The following is a 23,213-nucleotide window of genomic DNA, read 5'->3' as shown; positions in this document are numbered from 1 at the left end:
TCGCCGGTTACAAGTGGTCTTCTAATAGGTGCTTCGTAATGAGACGCCATAATTTATAATGATTAAATCTTTAACTAAATTTATACTTCTGTTGTGTTTCTAACTTTGGTATGATAGATGACGTTAGGTTTGGTTCCTACATATTCTAGGAGATGGTACATTCTATCATCGGATTTAAGTTTTGCTATTTCACTTTCCTTATCATTTATGTCTCCAAATACCATTGCACCGTTTCCACAAGCTGCAGAACACGCTGTTTGGAATTCTCCATCTTTTATTTCACGACCGTCACGCTTAGCATCTAAAATGGTTTTCTGTGTTTTTTGAATACAGAAAGAACATTTTTCCATTACACCTCTTGAACGAACCGTAACATCAGGATTTAATACCATTCTGCCTAAATCATCATTCATAAAATAATCAAACTCATCATTTTGGCTGTATAAGAACCAGTTGAAACGTCGTACTTTATACGGACAGTTATTGGCACAGTAACGCGTACCTACACAACGATTATAAGCCATTTGGTTTTGACCTTGACGACCATGAACTGTAGCGGCTACCGGGCAAACTGTTTCACATGGTGCATGGTTACAATGCTGACACATTACAGGCTGAAATACCACTTCAGGGTTATCGGCTGCAACTTCGAGTCTATCGAATGTAGATAATGAGCCATCGCCTTGTCTATCTCCAAACACGTAATTGCCAAGACCTAAACCTTTTGAATCTAGTTTTTCCGTAATATCAGCAGTTAAGCTTTCATTTGAAGAGTAGTATCTATCAATACGCAACCAATGCATATCACGACTGCGACGCATTTCTGTTTTACCAACTACCGGCACATTGTTTTCGGCATGACAAGCAATTACGCAAGCGCCACATCCTGTACATGCATTTAAATCAATTGATAAATTGAAATGGTGGCCAATAGAACGATCAAAAGAATCCCATAAATCCACATCTGGCGAAGTAACCGGGGTTTCAATATGGTTTAGTGATACCATTGGCATCTTATTCCATACGTTTTTATCTTTGGTGTTGAATATTTCTAAGGTTGTTTCCTTTATAATATCGCCACGACCCATCAAGGTGTTATGCAATTGCACACATGCAAATTCGTGCTCACCCGCAACCTTCTCAATTGATACTGCTTGGGTCGATTTAAAATTAAAATAAAGTGGATAAGCATTTACCCCTGTTTTCATTTCTTCTTTTAAACCAGCCGTACGTCCGTAACCAAAAGCCAATCCAACAGAACCTTTTGCTTGACCTGGCTGAATAATAACTGGTACATTTTCTATGACAGTTCCATTAACGGTTACATTCACATAACTTCCATTAAGTCCGCCATTGGCCACATTTTTATTAACAAGACCAAAACTTTCTGCATCAGATTTTGACACAGTTAAATAGTTATCCCAAGAAGTTCTAGTTATTGGATCAGGAAACTCTTGTAACCAAGGGTTGTTTGCTTGTTGACCATCTCCTAAGCCTATTTTAGTGTATAAGGACAATTCAAGTCCGTCCAAACTTTTAACAGAAGCGACTAAAGCCCTAACTGCGTCACCAGATGAAATTGGAGCGCTCTCGTTTGAGCTTGTAGCTTCATTTGTAATCGTTCCTTTCGGAGAAGCAACAGTATTGTTTTCTGAAACAAACACACCATCGTGTAAGGCATCGCTAAACGAACTGCCGTTAAGAATAGTCTCGTTCCAGTTTTCTTTTATATAATCATGATAAGTTACATCTTTTCCTAACCATGCTAACAGTGCTTCTTGAAATTGCTTGGTATCAAACAATGGTCGGATAGTTGGTTGCATTAATGCGAAATGTTCTTTTTTAAGCTCTACATCGCCCCAAGATTCTAAATAATGCGGTGCTGCTGCTATGTACTGACAATTACTTGATGTTTCATCTTCTTTTAATGTAAACGCCACTGACATTTCAACTTTAGCTAATCCTTCAGAAAAATCTAAAGCATTAGGTAAGGTATATAACGGATTTACGCCGCTCATAATTAAAGCACCGACTTTACCTGCCTTCATATCAGCAATTAAAGTTTGAACTTCCTTGTCGTTACCTTGTCTGGTTTTTATAGTGGTTTTCGGATCAAATGCTTTACTGTTTAAATAGCTATTTATTTCCAGCACTACAGTTTGAGCGTTTACATCATCAATACCTGTTACAACAACCGCGTCGCTGCCTGCCTTTTTTAATTCGGCAGCTGCGCTTTTCACAGCAGCATCAATATGTTCTGGCAAACTTGCCGAAACAGATGAACCAACCACATAGCTGTATAATTTCGCTAAAGCTATTTTTTGCTGACTTGGTGTTAATGGCACACGCTTATCGGCATTGGCACCTGTTAAGGACATATTGGATTCAAATTGAATATGACGCGACATTTTTCCGTTTTTAGGAACGCGCCCTTGGGCATAACCGCTATCGAAACCGCCACCTTGCCAATCGCCTAAGAAATCGGCTCCAACAGAAACAATTGTTGTAGCTTTTAAAAAGTCGTAATTAGCCAAACCTCTTGAACCGTATTTTGCCTGATAAGCATCCAACGCCGCTGATTGTGAAATGGAGTCGTAAACAATATGTTTAGCATTAGGATATTTTTCAGCAAATTCACCAACCAATTTGTTGGTTGATGGACTTGCATAAGTTTGGGTTAGGAAAACAATTTGTTGACCGCTTCCTTGTAAATTATCTAATTGTTCAACAACGGCTTTATTTAACGCATCCCAAGAAATAGCTGCGCCATCCTTTTTGGGGCCTTTTACTCTTAAGCTGTCATATAAGCCTAAAACTGAAGCATTCACTCGTGCATTGGCAGTGCCATTGGTTGCTGAGAGCGTATTATTTTCAATTTTGATAGGTCTGCCCTCTCGAGTCTTGACCAAAACACTGGCAAAATCGTATCCATCAGCAATTGCAGTGGCATAATGATTAGCCACGCCTGGAATTATTTCTTCTGGCTGCACTACGTACGGAATAGATTTAATAACCGGACCCTCACAAGCTGCCAACGTGGCTGCTGCTGTACTAAAACCAACATATTTAAGGAAATCACGACGCGTTGTAGATGAAGATTCAAGGTTTTCTTTATCACCTAAAAATTCATCAGTTGGAATCTGCTCTACAAATTCGTTTTGTTTTAGCGTCTCAACAATGGAGCTGTTTTCGTTCAGCTCTTCAACACTTTTCCAGTATTTCTTGTTTGATGACATATGATTTTTGAATTACTTTCTTAATTTATTAATAATGACACTTACCACATTCAAGCCCACCCATTTGAGCAGCGGTAAGTTCTTCTACACCGTATTTTTTAGACAATTCTTCATGAATTTTTGTGTAATAAGCATTGTCTTCAACTTTGACATTGGTTTCTCTGTGGCAGTTGATACACCAACCCATAGTTAAGGGTGAATGCTGGTACATAATCTCCATTTCTTCAACTGGACCATGACAAGTTTGACATTCAATACCAGCAACAGAAACGTGTTGTGAGTGATTGAAATAGGCAAAATCTGGTAAGTTGTGAATACGCACCCATTTTACTGGTTGTGTTTTACCCGTATATGATTGGGTAGCTTCGTCCCAACCAACCGCAGCATATAATTTTTGTATTTCACCGTCATAGAAGTCTTTACTGTACTCCGCTGTTGCTGTAGATTCAGCTACTTCACCAATTGCTTTGTGACAATTCATACAAATGTTTAAAGATGGAATACCAGAATGTTTACTAACCCTTGCAGAAGAATGGCAATAATTACAATCAATAGCATTATCTCCCGCGTGAATTTTATGCGAATAATGAATTGGCTGAACTGGCATGTAGCCTTGGTCAATACCAACTTGCATGAAATAACCGTATACATAGTAACCACTTGCCAGTAAGAAAATTATTGACGTTACCAAGACTAAGAATTGATTTTGAATAAAAGCCTTCCATATTGGGGTTGTTTTAGTTTCTTCAACAACCACACCTTTGGCATCGGCAAATCTTTTAAGTGTTTGTCTAACCAGAATAAGCGCCATTGCTAGCAATGCGAATAATACTGCTAAAGCACCAAGAATTAATTTTTCTGACACGCCACTAGTTTCGCCACCACCACCGCCCCCAACAGGTACCTCAGCCACAACAGGCGCTGGTGGTTCTTGAGCTGTATAGGCTAAAATATTATCAATGTCTTCATTGGAAAGTTGTGGAAACGCATTCATTGCCACTTGATTCCATTCATTGTAAATTCTTACGGAATAAGGATCGCCAGATTTTATCATCCCGGCACTATTGCGGATCCAATTGTACAACCACTCGCGGTCAAGACCTTCTTCCTCTGAAAGGCGTTTTTCAACATTTCGCAAGGCAGGACCAGTCATTGGTTTATCTAGCCTGTGGCATGCAGCACAATTGGCGTTGTAAAGTGTCTTTCCAGCAGCCGCATCTCCTTCTTGAGAAAATACTAAATTTGAAAACGACAATAAAAATAAAAACCCGAAAAACAGACTAGTAGAGGTTAAATAACGGTAAATCACCTGTCTCATATTTGATATTAAATTATCTTCTAATTTTTGGTACGATATTTTCATACAAGTTTCGAGAACATATGTATAAAAACTCTTGCAAAAATAAGGTATAAAGTCGATTTGGAAAATCTAAGTATAGCGTTAATTACTAATTTATAAAGATTCTAAATAATAAGAAAAGGAAACATAAGTTAATAAGATATACCTTTGTAAAAATTACATTATTATGAAAAAACTAAAGTTTAAAATCACGCTGTTTTTGGCCTTATTATTTGGCTTTGGTGGATTAGGTTATGCACAAAACGGAACCGTAACTATTGATCAAGACCGACAAATTGAGAAGTTATTAGAGTTCAAAAAAGATTTAACTACCAATGAAATTTATAAAATCCAAGTTTTTAGCGGAAATCGATCTAGTGCAGAGCAAGCAAAAACAGACTTTATGAATAATTACAACGATTGGCCCGTTTCTATGGAATACAATACTCCAAATTACAAAATATGGATTGGAAATTTCACCAATCGTCTGGAAGCCGAACGCGCTTTACAAAAAATAAAAAGCAACTACCAAACTGCCTTTATTTTTAAACCGAAAACGTCAAATAAATCTTGATACAGAATGCGGCCAATGAGCCGCTTTTTATTCAAACTATAATTGTATTTGCGCGTCGTTAAACTTTATTTTGCGATATATAACCAGATCTGGCAGCTAAAACATTTTGGCAAAATCCTCAGTAATTAGCTGTAAAAGAAGGGCGTCCCCAAATGCTGTCTTATAATGGTTTATAAATCGCATTCATAAATAAATTAGAGATACCTTGCGCCTTTAAACCTAAATCCAATAATTATGAAAAAATTGATTTTAATGATTGCTGTTGTATTTTCAGTTAGTGTCGCTTTCGTATCATGTCGTGAAACAACAAATGAGGTGAAAGTTGAAACTGAAGAATCGAAAGGAGCAATTGAACGCGCCGGTGAAAAAGTAGATACCGAAGTTAATAAAGAAATTGATAAAGCGATTGATAAAATCGGGGATGACAATTAAATTCTATTGAAAAAGCCGGCTTAAAATTAAGCCGGCTTTTTTTATTTTAGTTTCTTTTTAACTTCTACTTGGTGGAAGGATTCAATAACATCGTCTACTTGAATGTCATTATAATTTTTAATTTGCATACCACAATCGTAACCCTTTGCAACTTCTTTAGCATCATCTTTAAATCGTTTTAAGGATGCCAATTCTCCTGTATAAATTACCACACCATCTCTAATAAGACGTATACTATAATTTTTAACAATTTTTCCACTTACTACCATACACCCTGCAATGGTACCAATTTTAGAGATTTTAAAGGTTTCTCTGATTTCCGCTGTTCCGGCGATTTCCTCCTTCATTTCAGGAGACAACATGCCTTCCATGGCATCTTTTAAATCGTTGATTGCATCGTAAATAATAGAATAGGTACGGATATCAATTTCTTCTTTATCGGCAATTTGACGTGCGTTACCCATTGGTCTTACATTAAAACCAATAATTACCGCGTCAGATGCTGAGGCCAGTAGTACATCACTTTCGGTGATGGCTCCTACACCTTTATGAATGATATTAATTTGAATTTCTTCGGTTGAAAGTTTTTGGAATGAATCGGTTAAAGCTTCTACCGAACCATCAACATCACCTTTTAATATAATATTAAGTTCTTGGAAATCACCTAAGGCGATTCTTCGTCCAATTTCATCTAAGGTTATGTGACGTTGAGTTCTAACCGATTGCTCTCTTTGTAACTGTGTACGCTTGGCAGCAATTTGTTTGGCTTCGCGTTCATCTGCAAAAACACTAAACTTATCACCTGCCTGTGGTGCGCCATCCAATCCTAAAATAGATACAGGAGTTGAAGGTCCTGCATTAAGAACTTCTTTACCGCGTTCGTCGTGCATGGCTTTTACTTTACCACTGTTTTTACCCGCAAGAACATAGTCACCTACTTTTAAGGTGCCTGCCTGAACTAATATCGTTGATACATATCCACGGCCTTTGTCTAAAAATGCTTCTACTACGGTACCGCTTGCCTGTTTATTAGGGTTTGCAGTTAGTTCAAGGATTTCAGCTTCAAGTAAAACTTTTTCAAGTAATTCTTTAACACCAGTTCCTTCTTTAGCTGAAATATCGTGTGACTGTATTTTTCCGCCCCAATCTTCAACCAATAAATTCATATTGGCTAGGCCTTCTTTAATTTTCTCAGGGTTTGCGTTGGGTTTATCAATTTTATTTATAGCAAAAACAATTGGTACACCGGCTGCTTGTGCATGCGCGATGGCTTCTTTTGTTTGAGGCATAATATCGTCGTCTGCTGCTACAACTATAATGGCTAAATCTGTTACTTGTGCACCTCTGGCACGCATTGCGGTAAACGCCTCGTGGCCTGGGGTATCTAAAAATGCTATTTTTTCACCATTGTCTAAGGTAACACCGTATGCGCCAATGTGCTGCGTTATTCCACCAGATTCACCTGCAATTACATTTTCTTGACGTATATAATCTAAGAGTGATGTTTTACCGTGGTCAACGTGACCCATAACGGTTACAATTGGTGCTCTTGGTTTAAGGTCTTCCGGTTTGTCTGCGACATTTTCAATAGATTCTTCGATATCAGTCGTGACAAATTCCACATCATATCCAAATTCTTCAGCAACAATAGATAGTGTCTCAGCATCTAAACGCTGGTTCATGGTAACCATCATTCCTAAGGACATACATGCCGATATAATTTTGGTCACAGGAACATCCATCATAGTTGCCACCTCACTTGCCGTAACAAACTCCGTGACTTTAAGTACTTTAGAGTCTGCTTCAATTTGTTCTAAATCGCGTTCACTTTGCTGACGGTGGAAATCTCTTTTTTCTCTTCTATATTTAGCGCCTTTTCCTTTGCTGCTTTTGCCTTGAAGTTTTTCAAGCGTTTCTCTAATTTGCTTTTGAACTTCTTCTTCGGTGGGCTCTTCTTTTACGGTTGAAGGTCTTTTGCCAGGTTGCGGTTTGCCTCTAAATCCTGGTTTTCTTGTATCGTTATTGGCAGTTGCTGGTTTATTAGGATCTACTCCTTTACTAATTCTACGCCTCCTTTTCTTATTTGGATGGTCTGCTTTGGCGGTAGCTGGTTTTTCTACTGGTTTCTTTTTCGGTCTGTTAAACTGAGATAAATCAATTTTCTCGCCCGTTGACGTTGGACCTGAGAGTTTTTGGTATTTAGTGACTAAAGTTTCCTCCGGATTTTCCGAGGCAGGTTTTGGAGCTTCCTCTTTTTTGGCCTCAGGCGCTTTTACTTTTATGGCTTCTTTTTCAACTGACTTTTCTTCGGCTTTTTCAGCTTCAACAGTTGGTTTTGGCGTTTCTTTTAATTCAGGCTCTTCCTTTTCAGGAACAGTAGCCTTAACTTCTGATTCAACAGGCTTTTCCGGTTCTTTTACTTGAACCGTTTTTGGCTTAGAAGTTTCCAAATCAATTTTACCAACTTGTTTTGGTCCACTTACAGCGGCTTTAGCTTTTATAACTTCTTTAGCAGCCTCTTCCGCTTTAGTTTTCGCTTCTATTTCGCGTTCGCGTATAACACGAAGCTCTTCTTTCTCTTTAATTTTAGCTTCGCTAACTTCATGTGCTTTTTCTTTTTTGGAAGCATCTGTTTGAAACTCTTCGGAAAGGACTCCGTAAACGTCTTGCGAAATTTTTGTATTTGGACTTTTTTCAATAGAAATGCCTTTGGAATCTAAATGATCCACAGCACGGTCTATAGAAATATTAAGTTCTCTAAGTACTTTATTTAATCTAATTGTGTCAGCCATAAATGGGTGTTAATATAACTTATTTCTTCTATTCTTCAAATTCTTCTTTAAGAATTCTTAGAACATCTAAAATGGTTTCTTCTTCTAAATCTGTTCTTTTTACAAGATCTTCAACATCTTGTTCTAAAATACTTTTGGCGGTATCTAAACCTGCTTTACTAAATTCTTCAATAATCCAGCTCTCGATTTCATCGGTGAATTCTGATAATTCAACATCTTCTTCAGCACCTTCTCTAAATACATCTATTTCGTAACCTGTTAATTGACCTGCTAATCTAATATTATGTCCGCCTCTACCAATAGCCTTAGATACTTCTTCTGGTTTTAACCAAACCTCAACGCGTTTGGTTTCTTCATCTATTTTTAACGATGACACTCTTGCTGGACTTAGTGCTCTAGAAATAAATAGCTGAAGGTTATTGGTGTAATTAATAACATCGATATTTTCGTTGCCAAGTTCGCGTACAATTCCATGAATTCTTGAACCTTTCATACCTACACAAGCACCAACTGGATCTATACGGTCATCATATGAATCTACTGCTACTTTGGCTTTTTCGCCTGGTATTCTAACTACTTTTTTGATGGTGATTAAACCATCGAAAACTTCAGGTATTTCTTGTTCAAATAATTTTTCCAGAAAAATTGGTGACGTTCTAGACATTATAATAGTTGGCTTGTTTCCTTTCAAATCCACACTTTCAATAATACCTCTTACATTTTCGCCCTTTCTAAAAAAGTCGGAAGGAATTTGTCGGTCTTTTGGTAAAATAATTTCGTTGCCTTCATCATCTAATAAAATGATCGCTTTGTGACGTATATGGTGTACTTCGGCTGTGTAAATCTCGCCTTCTAAATCTTTAAACTGCTTGTATATATTGGTGTTATCGTGTTCGTGGATTTTAGCGATAAGGTTCTGTCTTAATGCTAATATTGCGCGTCTTCCAAGATCTATCAATTTAACTTCCTCAGCTACATCTTCACCTACTTCAAAATCTGGTTCAATTTTTTGAGCTTCAGATAATGCAATTTCTTGATTGGGATCTTCAACATCTTCATCTGCAACTACCACTCTATTTCTCCATATTTCCAAATCACCTTTATCAGGATTAATAATGATATCAAAGTTATCATCGTCTCCAAATTTTCTTTTTAAAGCACTTCTAAGCACATCTTCCAAGATGGCCATTAGGGTTACTCTATCAATTAATTTATCATCTTTAAATTCTGAGAATGATTCAATTAACGCAATATTTTCCATATCTATTAGGAATTAAAATTTAATTATAACGTTTGCCTTTTCAATATCTTGGTAATCAACTTTAGTTTCGTTCAATACCGTCACTTTTCCTTTGCCAACAGGTTTGGGCTCTCTTGATTTCCATTTGAGGGTTAGGGAATTATCATCAACTTCGGTTAATTCTGCCTCAAAAGGTTTTTGCTCCTTGAGTTTTATTTCCAATGTTCTGCCAATATTTTTTTTGTATTGTCTTTTATTTATGATTGGTGATAGCGCACCCGCAGAAGACACCTCTAAGGAAAAGTCGTATTCTTCTCTATCTAAGTTGTGTTCTATCGCGCGACTGACTAGCATGCAGTCTTCAACCGCAACGCCGTTATCTCCATCAATTACCACACGAATGGACTGATCTTCTAAAATTTCGAAATCAATAAGAAATAAGTCAGGCCTCTCGTCTAGGCAATTTTCCAAAAGTGTTTTTACTTTTTCTTTGAACATTTTAAGTATAAAAAGAGGGGACTTTTGTGTCCCCTCATATTTTTCTTTCGTACAACGGCGCAAAGATACAAAATTTATCTTGACTTTTACAAGTTGAGACAATGCCTTTTTTTTGTTACTTTTAAGCTGAAATTCTAATCCAACCTAACATGAAAAAAATATTAGTTCCAACAGATTTTTCTGATCAAGCAGAGCACGCACTAAAGGTGGCCGCCGAGATTGCGAGAAATCACAATAGCGAAATTTATTTGTTGCATATGCTTGAACTGCCGCTTCAAGGTGTTGATGCCTATGGGTCAAGTGGTAATTTGCCAGAAGCAATGTTCTTTATAAAAATGGCTCAACAGCAATTTGAAACTGTTATGTCGCAAGATTATTTAAAAGGACTTGAAGTGTTTCAAACAGTTAAATCTGATTTGTCGTTTTCAGAGATTAAAGATACCTGTAAAGAATTAAATATTGATATGATTGTTATGGGTTCGCATGGCGTTAGTGGCTTAAGAGAGGTTTTTATTGGGTCCAATGCCGAAAAAGTAGTGAGAAGCTCAAAAGTACCTGTTTTAGTAATTAAAAATAACCACGAAAATTTTTATATCGACAACTTTGTATTTGCGTCAGATTTTAAAAATGACAGCAAAGAAACTTATAAACAAGCTGTGAAATTTGCAAAGGCTTTTGAGGCGACTATCCATTTATTAATGGTAAACACGCCTAATAATTTTACTACAACTACAGAGGCTAAGGCACGAATAAACGAATTTACCAAAGATGAAGTCTACTTTCCTATTTCGATAAATATCTATAACGACGAAAGCGTTGAACAAGGCATTCTTAATTTCTCAAAAGAAATCGACGCCGATTTAATTGGAATTAGCACGCACGGTAGACAAGGTATTGCTCATTTTTTTAATGGCAGTATAAGCGAAGATATTGTTAACCACGCCAATCGACCTGTGATTACTTTTAAAATTTAATGGGAATTATAGTTCATTCTTCATTTAATCAAAAACAGTCATAAACCAAAAATTCCTAACCATTCTTATGATTAGAAATTTTTGGTTATCTAAGTCTCACCTCGACTCCGCTAGGCACAGGCTTCTCGCCCATGCCCAATTAAAGATAAAATCCCAATCACTTTCATGATTGGGACTCCTGTTGGTCTACTAGGGCTCGAACCTAGACTCTTCTGGACCAAAACCAGACGTGTTGCCAGTTACACCATAGACCAGCTTTATTTGAGGATGCAAATTTATAAGAAAGTTTGGTTTGCACAAAATAATAGAGGAAAATAATACATAAAGGTTAAGGTTCGTTAATTAATTAAACACCTTTATATTATAATTGTTAAATTCGCCCCAATATTAATTTGAATCCATGACACAATTTAGCTTTAATAAGTGGAATACCATTTTAGGTTGGTTGGTTTTTGTAATTTCTCTGATTACCTATACATTAACCATTGAACCAACCGTTAGTTTTTGGGACGCTGGCGAATATATTCTCACCTCATCTAAACTTCAAGTTGGGCATCCACCAGGCGCTCCATTTTTTCAAATGCTTGGTGCATTCTTTTCAATATTTGCTTTAGAGCCTGCTCAAATTGGTATAATGCTAAATATGATGAGTGCTTTTTCTAGTGCTTTTACCATTTTGTTCATGTTTTGGAGCATCACTTTATTACTTAAAAAAATAACACGTGTTAATGGTGAAGCCTCTCAAGGAAATCAAATTGCCATTCTTGGAAGTGGTTTGGTAGGAAGTTTGGCTTTTAGTTTTACCGATACATTTTGGTTTAACGCTGTTGAAACAGAAGTGTATGCTATGGCCACACTTATTATGTCCGTCATGTTTTATTTAGGCTTGCGCTGGGAGCAAGATATGCTCACACCACGCGGCAACAAATGGCTTATTTTAATAGCACTTGTTGTTGGAATGTCGTTTGGCGTACATTTTATGGGATTATTAACCATTCCGGCCATTGGACTGATTTATTACTTTAAAAATTATCAAACCGTTACAATTAAAGGATTTATAATTGCTAATATCGTTTCGGTTGCCGTTTTATTATTTGTTTTTAAATTAATGTTTCCCAATATCCTAAGATTTTTTAGTGTTCTGGAAATATTCTTTGTCAACTCGGTTGGCTTGCCATTTAATTCTGGCACCATCATAGCCGGATTGCTACTGATAGCCTTGTTTTATTTCGGACTGGATTACACAAGAAAGAAAGGCCTAACGCTCATCAATACCATTATTTTATGTTTGATGTTTGTAATTATCGGAAGTTCTTCATGGCTTATGCTACCAATACGCGCTAACGCCATGGTAGTAATAAACGAAAATAATCCGGAAAGTGCACGCGAGCTTTTAGCGTATTATAACCTAGAACAATACCCCGAAACACATTTGTTTTATGGCCCACAGTTCACCGAAATTTACTCAGGCGCGGATGAAAACAAACCTTTTGTTGATGATAAACCCAAATACGAAAAGGATGATGCTAAAGGCAAATACGTCATTGTAAACGACTATAAAAATGCTAAACAAAATTACAACTCTAAACATGCCACTTTTTTACCAAGAATGTGGAGTAGCGAACATGCAAAAAACTATATGATGTTCACGGGCTATGTCAATTTCAAAATCAAACCCGAGTATAGTTCAGAAACAGAATTAGTTGCCTTGGTTAACGATTTTAGACAAAAAGTAAGAGCAGGCGAAATAGATTACGACGATTACAATCAATTTTTAAGAACCTACGGTCAATCTTATCTCGACATTGAAACGCCACAGTTTGGTGATAATATTGCCTATATGTTTCAATACCAATTAGGATATATGTATTGGCGTTATTTCATGTGGAATTTTGTGGGAAGACAAAATGATGTTCAAGGAAAATACGATGCTTTTAATGGCAATTGGATAAGTGGTATTAAATTTATTGACGAAATGCATTTAGGCATGTCTCAAGACAACTTACCGGGCGATGTAAAAAATAATAAAGCGCGAAACACTTACTATTTTTTGCCATTTTTGCTTGGACTTATTGGAATGTTCTTTCTGTTACATTTCGATAAAAAAATGTTTTGGGTGATGCTCGTTTTCTTCCTATTTACAGGAATTGCTATTCAAGTTTACACCAACGTTAGACCATTTGAACCTCGTGAACGCGACTATTCAGTTGTCGGCTCTTTTTATGTATTTGCAATTTGGATTGGATTTGGCGTTTATGCAATCTACGAATTATTGCGACCAAAAATCACCTCAAAACTGTTAGCTCCAATCGTCACTATTCTTTGTTTAGTTGTCCCTATTATCTTAGCAGCGAACAACTGGGATGATCACGACCGTTCTAACAGAAGAACTGCTGAGGCAATGGCTGTTAAATATTTAGAATCTTGCGAGCCAAACGCCATTCTCTTTACTATTGGTGATAATGACACTTTTCCACTTTGGTATGCTCAAGAAATTGAAGGCATACGTACCGATGTTCGTATAGTAAATACTAGCCTATTTCAAACCGACTGGTACATTGACCAAATGAAACGTAAGGCTTACGAGAGTGACCCAATTCCGTCGCAGTTAACGCACGACCAGTATAAATATGGCACCAGAGATTACATCATGCGAAGAGAAATTTCGCAGGACACCATCGATATAAAAGAATTTATAGATTTTGTAAGTAGTGATAACCCAAAAACCAAACTCAAATATATTCTGCAGCAAACTGGCGAAGATATAAGTTACTATCCAAGACAGATGCTCAATTCTAACTATTTTCCAACAAGGCATTTAAAAGTTCCTGTCAACAAAGAAAATGCGATCAAAAACAGAATTGTTAGTGAAAAAGATGCTCATTTAATGGAAGACACCCTTTATTTAACCATAACCGAAAGTGCGCTTTACAAAAACAGATTGCTCATGTTAGATATTATTGCTAATAACGACTGGGAACGACCCATTTATTTTAGCGGCGGAAGTTTTGGTAACGACGATTATATCTGGCTTAAAGACTATTTACAACTCGACGGTCTCGTTTACAAATTAGTACCTATTAAAACTCCAGTAAGCAAAGCCAACCCATTTGACATGGGACGCGTTGATAGCGAAACTATGTATAACAAGGTAATGTCGTGGGATTGGGGCAATAGTGGTAGCGATAACATTTATCACGACCCCGAAACACGCAAAAACGGCATTACCTACCGAGGTAATTTGGCAAGATTAATAGAACAACTTATCAATGAAAACGAATACGAAAAAGCCGAAGGAGTTGCCGATTTAGCAATGGAAAAAATGCCTGTGAGACATTTTGAATATTACACACTTTTAGAACCATATATTAGCGCCTATTATGAAGTTGAAAAACATGACAAAGCGAGAAACTTATATCTAGAAGTTGCTAAAAAATACCAAGAAAGTTTGGTTTATTTTAGTGGACTTACCTTAGAAAACCAAAAGCGATATATTGAAGAAATATTCACCGATATTGAGCGCTATAGAAGTTTAGTGGATGTATTAGTGGTTTATAAGGATACTGATTTTGCCTTAGAAGAATCTAAAAAATTCAACAACCACTTGAAATTATTCGAACATTTTATGGGCAGTGAAGAAGCAGAGGAGGAAACTCCCATTTTGGATGAAGGTGACGCATTTTTAGATTCACTTATAAAAAGCATCAATGCCGAAAATTAGAAGGCGATGAAGTTTACGCCCGTCAAAACACCTGAAGTTGCTAAACGGTTGTTTCCCAAATATATTTGGGACATAAAAACCGACGAAAAGATACTTTATTTAAGTTTCGATGACGGACCAACACCAGGTGTTACAGAATTTGTTTTAGACACTTTAAATCAATATAATGCCAAGGCTACATTTTTTTGTATTGGTAATAACGTTGACAAGTATCCTGAAATTTATAATCGAATTCTCGACGATGGCCACGCTGTAGGCAATCATACTCAGCATCATTTAAACGCATGGAAACACAGTGCTGAAGTTTACATGGAAGATGTTGCTCAAGCTTCTAACAAGATAAATTCTAAATTATTCAGACCACCTTACGGAAAATTAAAATTAGCTCACGGCAAAAGCTTGACATCCCTAAATTTTAAAATTGTGATGTGGGATGTATTATCCTTCGATTGGGAATCGGATATTTCCCCTGAAACTTGTTTAGCAAATGTTATTGCAAAAGCAACAAAAGGAAGTATTGTTGTTTTTCATGATAGTATAAAGGCTGAAAGAAATATGAGATATGCATTACCGAAAGTTTTAAAGCATTTTTCAGAACTGGATTACAACTTCCTCAACCTCTAATTCAGCTTTCTTTATTAAAAATTTTGTATCTTGTTGACATGCTATTAACTCAAGGTTAAAAAATGAGATATTATTTTGTTTAATTTAAAGACAAGCTCATGAAAAACATACTTCTGTTATTACTGCTAACAACATTCATCTTTTCGTGCTCTAACGATGATGACGGTCTTCAAGATTTTGAAACTTCATTTTTTACAGACCCACGCGACGGTCAAACTTACCAAATAGTTAAAATTGGAAATCAGACATGGTTTGCTGAGAATTTGAATTATGAGGCTCCTAACAATCTAAGTTCATGTTATAACAATCAAGAAACTAATTGCTTTACTTATGGAAGACTTTACAGTCAAAGTATCGCTAAATCGGTTTGTCCGGATGGATATCATTTACCAACTGAACAAGAGTGGTTTGAATTATTTAATTATTTTGGAGGAGTTGATGTTGCATATGCGTTTCTTAAGCCTAATGGACAAGTATTTGGTAATCAAATAAATTTTAATTTGCTGGCAGGAGGTTTCAGAAATTTACAAAATTTCCAGTTTTTAGGAGAAGTTGGTCGTTATTGGTTTAATTTTGAAGTAACTACTATTCCAGAGGGAATAGGCTTTAATTTAGACGGTAATTTAGGGATAGCTACGCCGGGTCCTGATGTCGGATTTAGCTGCCGATGCATCAAAGACTAACCTAAACGTACTCCTGAATAATCCCAATTAACGTATTGGCATCTTGTTCGCCACTATGACGCCATTTCATTTCGCCATTTTTGTAGATAATAAGTGTGGGCAATCCTTTTACTCTTAAGGCTTCGGCTAACTCCTTGTTTTTTTCAACATCAATTTTTATAACCTTTGCTTTATCGCCCAATGCAGCAGCCACATCTCTAAGCACGGCGTGCATCGCGGTTGATTGCTCGTTCCATTCTGTGAAAAAGTCCAACAAAACAGGAATATCAACGTCTATGAGTTCCCCAAATTTTGACATAACCTTGAAGTTTTAAAGTCAATAATGTAAATACAAACCTACATATTTTTTTTGTATTTATATAATTGTTATTGAAGATAATACATTGCCCGTCTGTCAGTATAAAATTAAGAAAATAAATTCAAAAAAAATACTGCCTGCTTATTTAGACTTTAGCTTGCCCTTTTTTTAATTCAATAACGGTGATTTCGGGCCAAATACCAACGCGTCCTGGATAGGCTAAAAACCCAAAACCACGGTTTACATTAATATATTGACCCTTTTCTTTATAAATTCCTGCCCAATATTTATAGCGCCAACTCACAGGGCTCCATTTTATCCAACCAGGGATTTCAATTCCAAATTGCATGCCGTGTGTATGACCGCTTAAGGTTAAATGATAATGTGTGTCGTCGTTCAGCACGACTTCTTCCCAATGACTCGGATCGTGGCTCATTAATATTTTAAAGTCTGTTTCGCTTAAATTTTCACTTGCCTTTTTTAAATCTCCTGCTTTTTTGAAACCACCTCTACCCCAGTTTTCAACACCAATTATGGCTAAACGCCGTCCATCCCTTTCTAAATATGTGCTTTCATTTAACAGCAATTGAAAGCCCATTTCTTTCTGAATTTGCTTTAAGGTTTCTAAATTTTGACGTTTATCTTCGGCAGAATTCCAATCTACGTAATCGCCATAGTCATGATTTCCTAATACAGAATAAATGCCATCCTTAGCTTGAAGTTTGGAAAACATGTCTTTCCATGGCAACATTTCGCTAGCCATATTATTTACCAAATCTCCCGTAAACAAAATACAGTCAGACTCTTGTTCGTTAACCAGATCAATGGCGTATTTAATTTTATCTGGATTATCAAAACTCCCTGAATGTATATCACTCAACTGTGTAAGTCTATAACCGTCAAAAGCATCAGGTAAATCTTCAAAGTGTAAAGTGTATTTTAAAACTCTGAAATTGTACTTGCCCTTGTACATTCCATAAAGCAAAGAAATCATCGGAATGGCAGCAATCCCAAGAGCGACCTGACTTACAAACTTTCGTCTAGACGGAATAGCAAATTCATTATTAGAAGCAATAAACTTGTCGTTGATTCCAATGATCGCCCTAAATATATCTTCACCTAGCAATATGGGGATGATAACCATTTTGAAAGTCATGAACGTAATTAAAAAACCTAAAGCAAAACTTTTTCCTTGGGTAAGAACTCTACTTTCGCTTCCAATGGTAAACTGATAAACAAAGTTGCTGAAAACAATAATAGATACAATTACAAAAACCCAATGAATCCAGCCAAATTTAGTTGAGGTTTTAACCGCTTGAAAAGCATAAAAACTAAAAACCCCGTAAATTGTAAAGAATATTACCCAACGTATCATAAACATTTTAATGAATTACAAAGTTAGCTATTAAGCAAGCCGTTTATCTTATGAAAGTGTTAAACGTTTTGTGCTGAATTTCACATGTTTTGGCCTTTGTTTCAAATTTTACAACGATTGATTTCCCAGGCAGCAAATCAAAATAATTATCACTAAAAAAACCTTCATAATTGCTAAATAAAAACACGTTTTTTTGAAGCACTTCTGAAGTGAACTCTATTTGAAAACCATCAATTACCTTAGTGATTTGGTAATTTAATTTGGCTTGGGGCAAAATCAAATCCTTTGGCTTGGAAAAATAAAATAGTGAAGATGTATCATTAAAATATGCTTCTAATACCACTTTGCCTTCTTGACCTTTGTAAATCTCTTCGGGAATTCTTGAATACATATTACTGCTCGATTTGGCTACGGATATCTCGGTGTTCTCGCTCCATAATTCATTCCCGTAAAAATCTAATAGTTTAAGCTTTAAAGCACCTGTTTGGTTTTCAAGCAAGTCGTTAACTACAAAAACCCCAATTGATTTTTCACCTGTTTCAAACGAAACCAAGATATTTTCAAAACTGCGCTTCGCTTGATAATGAAGCGCTTTCCAGTTACCGAAAAAATCTATGCTAGACCAACTTACAGATGGCCAACAATCATTCAGCTGCCAAAACAAGCTTCCCATGTTGTAAGGTCTTGCGCGCCGGTGTGCTTCAATACCTTTACCGATGCCATAGGCTTGCAACAACTGACTCATATACACGTAATCTTCGTCATTATCAGGCACCGGAAAATCATGTTCCATATATTCTTTAATTCGCTCAAAACTAATTTGATGCTTTTGATGTGTTTTAAATGCAGCTGAATTAATATCGATGCTGTCGTTGTCGTTTATAAATTTAATAGTTTCATAGCTTGGAAACGCCTGAAAGCCAAATTCACTCATAAAACGAGGCACATTCTTTACCAAACTTTCAAACGGATACCCATCGTGCCAAACCCACCAGTCGTGTGCATTGCCTTCGGTTATATAGCGAATATCACCCCGACCAAATTTTGGAGAAGTTTCCCAATAAGGAACTTCCGTTAATTTATTCACGGTATTTGGTAAAATGGTGTCGAACATTTTTAAATAATTGTTCCAAATCTCTTCTTTTTCAGGTTCACTTCTGCCTTCCTGCCAACCCCAGCGGTGCCAGCCTTCGCTTACTTCATTGTTACCGCACCACAAAGCAATAGAAGTAAAATTTCGCAAGCGTTTTACATTATCAATGGCCTCCTGCTGCACATTTTCAAGAAAGGATTCATCACCGGGATACATCGCACAGGCAAACATAAAATCCTGCCAAACTAGCAAGCCCTTTTCATCACATTTTTCATAAAACACATCGTTTTCATAAATGCCGCCACCCCAAACCCGAAGCATATTCATATTGGCGGCAACAGCATCATTTAGCAATTGTTCATAATGTGAATCTTCAACCCAATTCTGAAAACTATTTTGTGGAATATAATTAGCGCCTTTCATAAAAACTGCTTCACCATTTACCTTAAAGTAAAAGGACTCGCCCACCTCATCCTTTTCTGCAATATGCTCAATGGTTCGAAAACTTTTTTTAAGTTTTTCTACGTCCAATATTTTGTTATTTCGTCTTAAGCGCACTTCCATATCATACAAATGTGGCTCACCCAAGTTGTGTGGCCACCAACGTTTGGGATTGTTGATTTCAAAAGGGATTTTTACCAAATGTTCGCCCTTTGTCAGCAGTAGTTTTTGCGTTACCGCTAATCTATCTGAAACCAAAATCTCTAAAACTAATTCAGTTTCCTCAGCTATGTTTATTTCTATTTCTGCTTCCATTTGTGCCAATTCATCTGTTAGTGAAATTTGCTTAATGTAGGTGTCTTCAAGTTTGGCTCTGTTCCAAGACTCTAAATAAACATTGCGCCAAACTCCTGAAGTAATAAATATCGGACCCCAGTCCCAACCGTATTGAAATTGTGCTTTCCGCGAAAAGATTCGCAATCCTTCAGGGAGTTCGTAGCCTAACTTTTCTTTTTCGGATTCTTCAATAAGAGTTGTGGGCTCAAAATCAATTTTTAGATAATTTTCAGATTGAAGCAAGGCTGTCACATCCACTTTCCAATATCGAAAAGCATTGTTAGATTTTAAAATCAAACTATCATTCAAATAAACTGAAGCATAAGTATCTAAACCTTCAAAATTTAAAAAGTGATTTCTTTTTTGAAGTGTTTTTTCATCTACTAAAAAACGGGTTTTATATTCCCATCCGTTTTCAGAAATCCATTGCAATTGCGATTCATTATCTCCAACAAATGGGTACGGAATCTGCTTGTTTTCATACAAATCGGTATGTACGGTGCTGGGAATGGTTGCAGGATACCAAGTGGAGTCTAAGCTTTGTTTGAATTGCCAGTTATCATTTATATTTTGTCTTGAAAGTGAGTCATTGGTTGCTTGGTCACATCCTGAAATAAGGAGTAACAAGAGTAATTTTAGTGATTGATATATTAATTTTTTCATTTTTTATTTCCCGCAGATCTCGCTGAGTTTCGCAGAAGGGTTTCCTTTTTTTCTGCGTTGTTCTGCGAAATCTGAGGGCTATTTTTAATCCCCCAAGTTAAGCAAAACAGCTCTTATACTTTCCACACTCGATTCAAACACTTTATGTTCCTCAAAAAACTTTGTACTATTCATTGCAACTTTTGGGACGGCTGTTTCTTGAACCAAAGTTGTGGCAGAAGCGTGAATTTCAGTAAATCCCTTATCTTTAAACAACTTCACATTATTTTCGCTGATGCCGCCACCAGGCAAAATCTGAATCCGATTATTTGCTTGTTGATTCAGTTGGGTTAACAACTCAATACCTTTATCGGCAGTAGAAGACTGCCCGGATGTCAAAACCCTCTGAACACCAATATCAATTAAGGTTTCTATCGCTTCTGTTGGGTTTGGCACCCAGTCAAACGCACGATGAAACGTAAATGGTAAAGGCTTGCTTAGTTCGACCAATTCTTTAGTTCTAATAACATCAATGGAATTATCAACTTTCAAAACCCCGGAAACAATGCCTGCACAGCCCATCTTTTTGCAGTTAAGGATGTCTGCTTTTATAATTTCAAATTCGTCTTCGGAATAAGTGAAATTCCCACTTAGAGGGCGAATCAAGACAAAAACCGGAATGGATACTTTCTTTAAAACCTCTTGAATCATTCCAAATGAGGGCGTTATGCCACCAACGGCTAACTCACTGCATAACTCAACGCGATGTGCTCCGGCTTTTTCAGCATTAATAGCAGATTGGATATTGGCAGCACAAATTTCTAAAGTCATAATAATCTTCAATTTATTCAACGACAATCTCATCAACAAACAACCAGGCCTTATGGCCGGCACCTTGAGCACCATCTGGAATGGTGCCATAATTTTTGATGTTAATATGAATGTATCTCACATTTAAATTTTCAAAACTAACTTCTAAATTTTTCAAATTTTTTCCGCCATCAACCAAAGTGTCATTTTGTTTTTTCAACGTATTCTTTTCACTATCTAAAAGCTCAACTTCAACATTAGATGGCGCGTAAATCCATTGCCCAATAGCGTCATAAAATCTGGTTGAAATCTTGTTTATTTGGTTAACTATGCCTAAATCAATCAGGATTTCCAAATCATCACCCCAAAACCCCAACCATTCTTTATCGCCATAACGTTTATCACTACCCTGAACACCGTTAATCAAACCTTCTGCGCCACCGCCGCTATAGACTTTGCTAGGCTCCACACTCAGTTCAATTTTTTTGCCTACGGCCTTATGTATTTTAATTTCTTCCTCAAAAATGGAACTTAATTGCTTTCCGTTTTCATCAAAAACGGCTGCTTTTATATGAAGGTCTTCAGAGACAGAGAGTGCCTTTTCATACTTGTAAGATTGTAAATTGGGCTCACTGCCATCTCTGGTATAATAAATGGAATTGGCATAACTTTCAGGTTTTAATTCTAATTGAATTCCATTTTCATTGTACTGAATTTCTCCTTTTATTTCATACAAATGATTGGCATAATTTACGTTAAGCACATCCATCCGCTTTTGGAAATGCTTCAACCTTTTCACAAAATCTTCGTAATTTCTGTGTTCTTCTGAAGTCCAAAGCACTTCACTTAGTGCTACTGCCCTAGGAAAAGCCATATATTCCACTTGTTGTTCATTCTTCATATATTCTGTCCAAACGTTGCCTTGTGCACCCATCACAAATTGGGATTCTTCGGTGGTCAAACCCTCGGGAATGGGATTAAAATGATAGACTTTTTCTAATGGTAAAATCCCGCCAATGGCGAGCGGCTCGGTATCATTATTGCTTTGGTAATAATCAAAATAGCAGTGTGATGTAGGTGTCATAATTACCTTATGCCCTTGTTTAGCCGCAGCCACAGCACCTTCAACGCCGCGCCAGGACATCACGGTGGCATTTGGCGCAAGACCACCTTCCAAAATCTCATCCCAACCAATAATTTGACGGCCTTTACTATTAAGGTATTTTTCCGTTCGGGTGATGAAATAGCTTTGAAGTTCGTGTTCGTCGTTTAACCCTTCTTTTTGTATAGTTTGCTGGCAACTTTCACAGTTTTTCCACCGGGTTTTTGGTGCTTCATCACCGCCAATATGAATATAAGTACTTGGAAACAATTCCATCACTTCTTCCAAAACATCTTCTAGAAAAGCAAATGTTTCTTCTTTAGGGCAATAAATGTCCTCAAAAACGCCCCATAGTTTGGCAACATCAGGATTTTCACCTGTGCAACCCAAATGTGGATAAGCGGCAATGGCAGCCTGTGAGTGCCCGGGCATTTCAATTTCTGGGATTACAGTAATATGTCTTGCTTTAGCATAAGCAACAATTTCTTTGACCTCTTCTTGGGTGTAATAACCGCCATAGCGTTTTCCTTCAAACTGGTGCGGCATATCGTTGTAGTGCCCTATTAAAGTTTCATCCCGCCAAGCAGCAACCTCTTGTAATTTCGGATATTTTTTAATCTCGATGCGCCAACCTTGGTCTTCGGTTAAATGCCAGTGAAAAGTATTCATCTTAAGCAGTGCCAGCATATCGATGTATTTCTTGATAAATTCCACCGGAAATAAATGGCGCCCAACATCCAGATGCATTCCGCGATAAGCAAATTGAGGTGCGTCTTCAATATGTTGTGCTTGTAAATAGATTTTATCACCTTTAAAACTTTGATTTTCTAATCCTTCAGGTAAGAGTTGTCTTAACGATTGAACGGCATAAAAGGCACCCGCTTCTGACGATGCTTTTACGGAAATTTTTTCTGATGAAATGCTTAAATGATACCCTGATTTTTCAGAAATAGCCACATCAAAAATAAATTCAATGTCTGCTGTTTTATCTTTTTCGCTCAAG

The 23,213-nt window shown here is 36.8% G+C and carries 16 protein-coding genes and 1 tRNA gene; 6 read left to right on the top strand and 11 right to left on the bottom strand.

Going from position 1 to position 23,213, the window contains the following annotated elements:
• Positions 1-80: 80 nt before the first annotated feature.
• On the bottom strand, positions 81-3,236 hold the full coding sequence (locus V7Z48_RS10935; protein WP_334113510.1) for a TAT-variant-translocated molybdopterin oxidoreductase: 3,156 nt from the start codon (positions 3,234-3,236) through the stop codon (positions 81-83).
• A 28-nt stretch (positions 3,237-3,264) separates the two neighbouring features.
• Positions 3,265-4,554 (bottom strand): c-type cytochrome, encoded by a 1,290-nt coding sequence (locus tag V7Z48_RS10930; RefSeq protein ID WP_334113512.1) that lies wholly within the window; start codon positions 4,552-4,554, stop codon positions 3,265-3,267.
• A gap of 208 nt (positions 4,555-4,762) precedes the next feature.
• On the opposite strand from V7Z48_RS10930, the gene V7Z48_RS10925 reads away from it, so the two are divergent.
• Positions 4,763-5,149: an SPOR domain-containing protein gene (locus V7Z48_RS10925; protein WP_334113508.1), complete on the top strand. Its 387-nt coding sequence runs from the start codon at positions 4,763-4,765 to the stop codon at positions 5,147-5,149.
• A 234-nt stretch (positions 5,150-5,383) separates the two neighbouring features.
• Entirely contained in the window at positions 5,384-5,581 is a 198-nt protein-coding gene (locus V7Z48_RS10920) for a hypothetical protein (RefSeq protein ID WP_334113507.1), read from the top strand.
• Positions 5,582-5,622: 41 nt separating this feature from the next.
• Here V7Z48_RS10920 and infB read toward each other — a convergent pair whose 3' ends face one another.
• From infB to rimP, 3 genes are read right to left on the bottom strand one after another with little or no spacing between them, the layout of a single operon-like run.
• Positions 5,623-8,373 (bottom strand): translation initiation factor IF-2, encoded by a 2,751-nt coding sequence (gene infB, locus V7Z48_RS10915; RefSeq protein ID WP_334113506.1) that lies wholly within the window; start codon positions 8,371-8,373, stop codon positions 5,623-5,625.
• 28 nt (positions 8,374-8,401) lie between these two features.
• The gene (gene nusA / locus V7Z48_RS10910; protein ID WP_334113505.1) at positions 8,402-9,634 is read right to left on the bottom strand and encodes a transcription termination factor NusA; all 1,233 of its coding nucleotides are present in this window, start codon (positions 9,632-9,634) and stop codon (positions 8,402-8,404) included.
• Between the two features lie 12 nt (positions 9,635-9,646).
• Positions 9,647-10,111, bottom strand: coding sequence for a ribosome assembly cofactor RimP (gene rimP / locus V7Z48_RS10905; RefSeq protein ID WP_334113503.1), 465 nt, complete (start codon positions 10,109-10,111; stop codon positions 9,647-9,649).
• 149 nt (positions 10,112-10,260) lie between these two features.
• Here rimP and V7Z48_RS10900 point away from each other — a divergent pair, with 149 nt between their 5' ends.
• Positions 10,261-11,085 (top strand): universal stress protein, encoded by an 825-nt coding sequence (locus tag V7Z48_RS10900; protein ID WP_334113502.1) that lies wholly within the window; start codon positions 10,261-10,263, stop codon positions 11,083-11,085.
• Between the two features lie 181 nt (positions 11,086-11,266).
• On the opposite strand, the gene V7Z48_RS10895 is transcribed toward V7Z48_RS10900, so the two are convergent.
• Positions 11,267-11,339 (bottom strand) — tRNA-Gln (locus tag V7Z48_RS10895).
• 146 nt (positions 11,340-11,485) lie between these two features.
• On the opposite strand from V7Z48_RS10895, the gene V7Z48_RS10890 reads away from it, so the two are divergent.
• From V7Z48_RS10890 to V7Z48_RS10880, 3 genes are all read left to right on the top strand, one after another.
• A complete protein-coding gene (locus V7Z48_RS10890; RefSeq protein ID WP_334113501.1) occupies positions 11,486-14,806 on the top strand; it encodes a glycosyltransferase family 117 protein in 3,321 nt (1,106 codons plus the stop codon).
• A gap of 6 nt (positions 14,807-14,812) precedes the next feature.
• The gene (locus tag V7Z48_RS10885) at positions 14,813-15,430 is read left to right on the top strand and encodes a polysaccharide deacetylase family protein (RefSeq protein WP_334113499.1); all 618 of its coding nucleotides are present in this window, start codon (positions 14,813-14,815) and stop codon (positions 15,428-15,430) included.
• Between the two features lie 98 nt (positions 15,431-15,528).
• A complete protein-coding gene (locus tag V7Z48_RS10880) occupies positions 15,529-16,113 on the top strand; it encodes an FISUMP domain-containing protein (protein WP_334113497.1) in 585 nt (194 codons plus the stop codon).
• A gap of 1 nt (position 16,114) precedes the next feature.
• On the opposite strand, the gene V7Z48_RS10875 is transcribed toward V7Z48_RS10880, so the two are convergent.
• The 5 genes from V7Z48_RS10875 to V7Z48_RS10855 all read right to left on the bottom strand — a co-directional run.
• Positions 16,115-16,411 (bottom strand): thioredoxin family protein, encoded by a 297-nt coding sequence (locus V7Z48_RS10875; RefSeq protein ID WP_334113496.1) that lies wholly within the window; start codon positions 16,409-16,411, stop codon positions 16,115-16,117.
• A 145-nt stretch (positions 16,412-16,556) separates the two neighbouring features.
• Positions 16,557-17,786, bottom strand: coding sequence for a metallophosphoesterase (locus V7Z48_RS10870; RefSeq protein ID WP_334113494.1), 1,230 nt, complete (start codon positions 17,784-17,786; stop codon positions 16,557-16,559).
• A gap of 43 nt (positions 17,787-17,829) precedes the next feature.
• Positions 17,830-20,319 carry a beta-mannosidase gene (locus V7Z48_RS10865; RefSeq protein WP_334113493.1) on the bottom strand — a complete coding sequence of 830 codons (2,490 nt, stop codon included), beginning with the start codon at positions 20,317-20,319 and terminating at the stop codon, positions 17,830-17,832.
• Between the two features lie 84 nt (positions 20,320-20,403).
• Complete coding sequence (locus V7Z48_RS10860) at positions 20,404-21,219, bottom strand: copper homeostasis protein CutC (RefSeq protein ID WP_334113492.1); 816 nt, start codon at positions 21,217-21,219, stop codon at positions 20,404-20,406.
• Positions 21,143-23,213 (bottom strand): beta-N-acetylhexosaminidase (locus tag V7Z48_RS10855; protein WP_334113490.1); only part of this gene is annotated, 2,071 nt, incomplete at its 5' end. The genes V7Z48_RS10855 and V7Z48_RS10860, both read right to left, overlap by 77 nt.

The sequence above is a fragment of the Paucihalobacter sp. genome, from assembly GCF_036825875.1.
GTDB lineage: Bacteria > Bacteroidota > Bacteroidia > Flavobacteriales > Flavobacteriaceae > Paucihalobacter.
This window is presented reverse-complemented; position numbering and strand designations above follow the sequence as displayed.

Coding starts and splice junctions, on each gene's coding strand:
- V7Z48_RS10890 (WP_334113501.1), top strand. CDS start 11,486: ATGACACAATTTAGCTTTAATAAGTGGAATACCATTTTAGGTTGGTTG.
- V7Z48_RS10880 (WP_334113497.1), top strand. CDS start 15,529: ATGAAAAACATACTTCTGTTATTACTGCTAACAACATTCATCTTTTCG.
- nusA (WP_334113505.1), bottom strand. CDS start 9,634: ATGGAAAATATTGCGTTAATTGAATCATTCTCAGAATTTAAAGATGAT.
- V7Z48_RS10865 (WP_334113493.1), bottom strand. CDS start 20,319: ATGAAAAAATTAATATATCAATCACTAAAATTACTCTTGTTACTCCTT.
- V7Z48_RS10860 (WP_334113492.1), bottom strand. CDS start 21,219: ATGGCACCATTCCAGATGGTGCTCAAGGTGCCGGCCATAAGGCCTGGT.
- V7Z48_RS10925 (WP_334113508.1), top strand. CDS start 4,763: ATGAAAAAACTAAAGTTTAAAATCACGCTGTTTTTGGCCTTATTATTT.
- V7Z48_RS10900 (WP_334113502.1), top strand. CDS start 10,261: ATGAAAAAAATATTAGTTCCAACAGATTTTTCTGATCAAGCAGAGCAC.
- V7Z48_RS10870 (WP_334113494.1), bottom strand. CDS start 17,786: ATGATACGTTGGGTAATATTCTTTACAATTTACGGGGTTTTTAGTTTT.
- V7Z48_RS10920 (WP_334113507.1), top strand. CDS start 5,384: ATGAAAAAATTGATTTTAATGATTGCTGTTGTATTTTCAGTTAGTGTC.
- rimP (WP_334113503.1), bottom strand. CDS start 10,111: ATGTTCAAAGAAAAAGTAAAAACACTTTTGGAAAATTGCCTAGACGAG.
- infB (WP_334113506.1), bottom strand. CDS start 8,373: ATGGCTGACACAATTAGATTAAATAAAGTACTTAGAGAACTTAATATT.
- V7Z48_RS10885 (WP_334113499.1), top strand. CDS start 14,813: ATGAAGTTTACGCCCGTCAAAACACCTGAAGTTGCTAAACGGTTGTTT.
- V7Z48_RS10930 (WP_334113512.1), bottom strand. CDS start 4,554: ATGAGACAGGTGATTTACCGTTATTTAACCTCTACTAGTCTGTTTTTC.
- V7Z48_RS10875 (WP_334113496.1), bottom strand. CDS start 16,411: ATGTCAAAATTTGGGGAACTCATAGACGTTGATATTCCTGTTTTGTTG.
- V7Z48_RS10935 (WP_334113510.1), bottom strand. CDS start 3,236: ATGTCATCAAACAAGAAATACTGGAAAAGTGTTGAAGAGCTGAACGAA.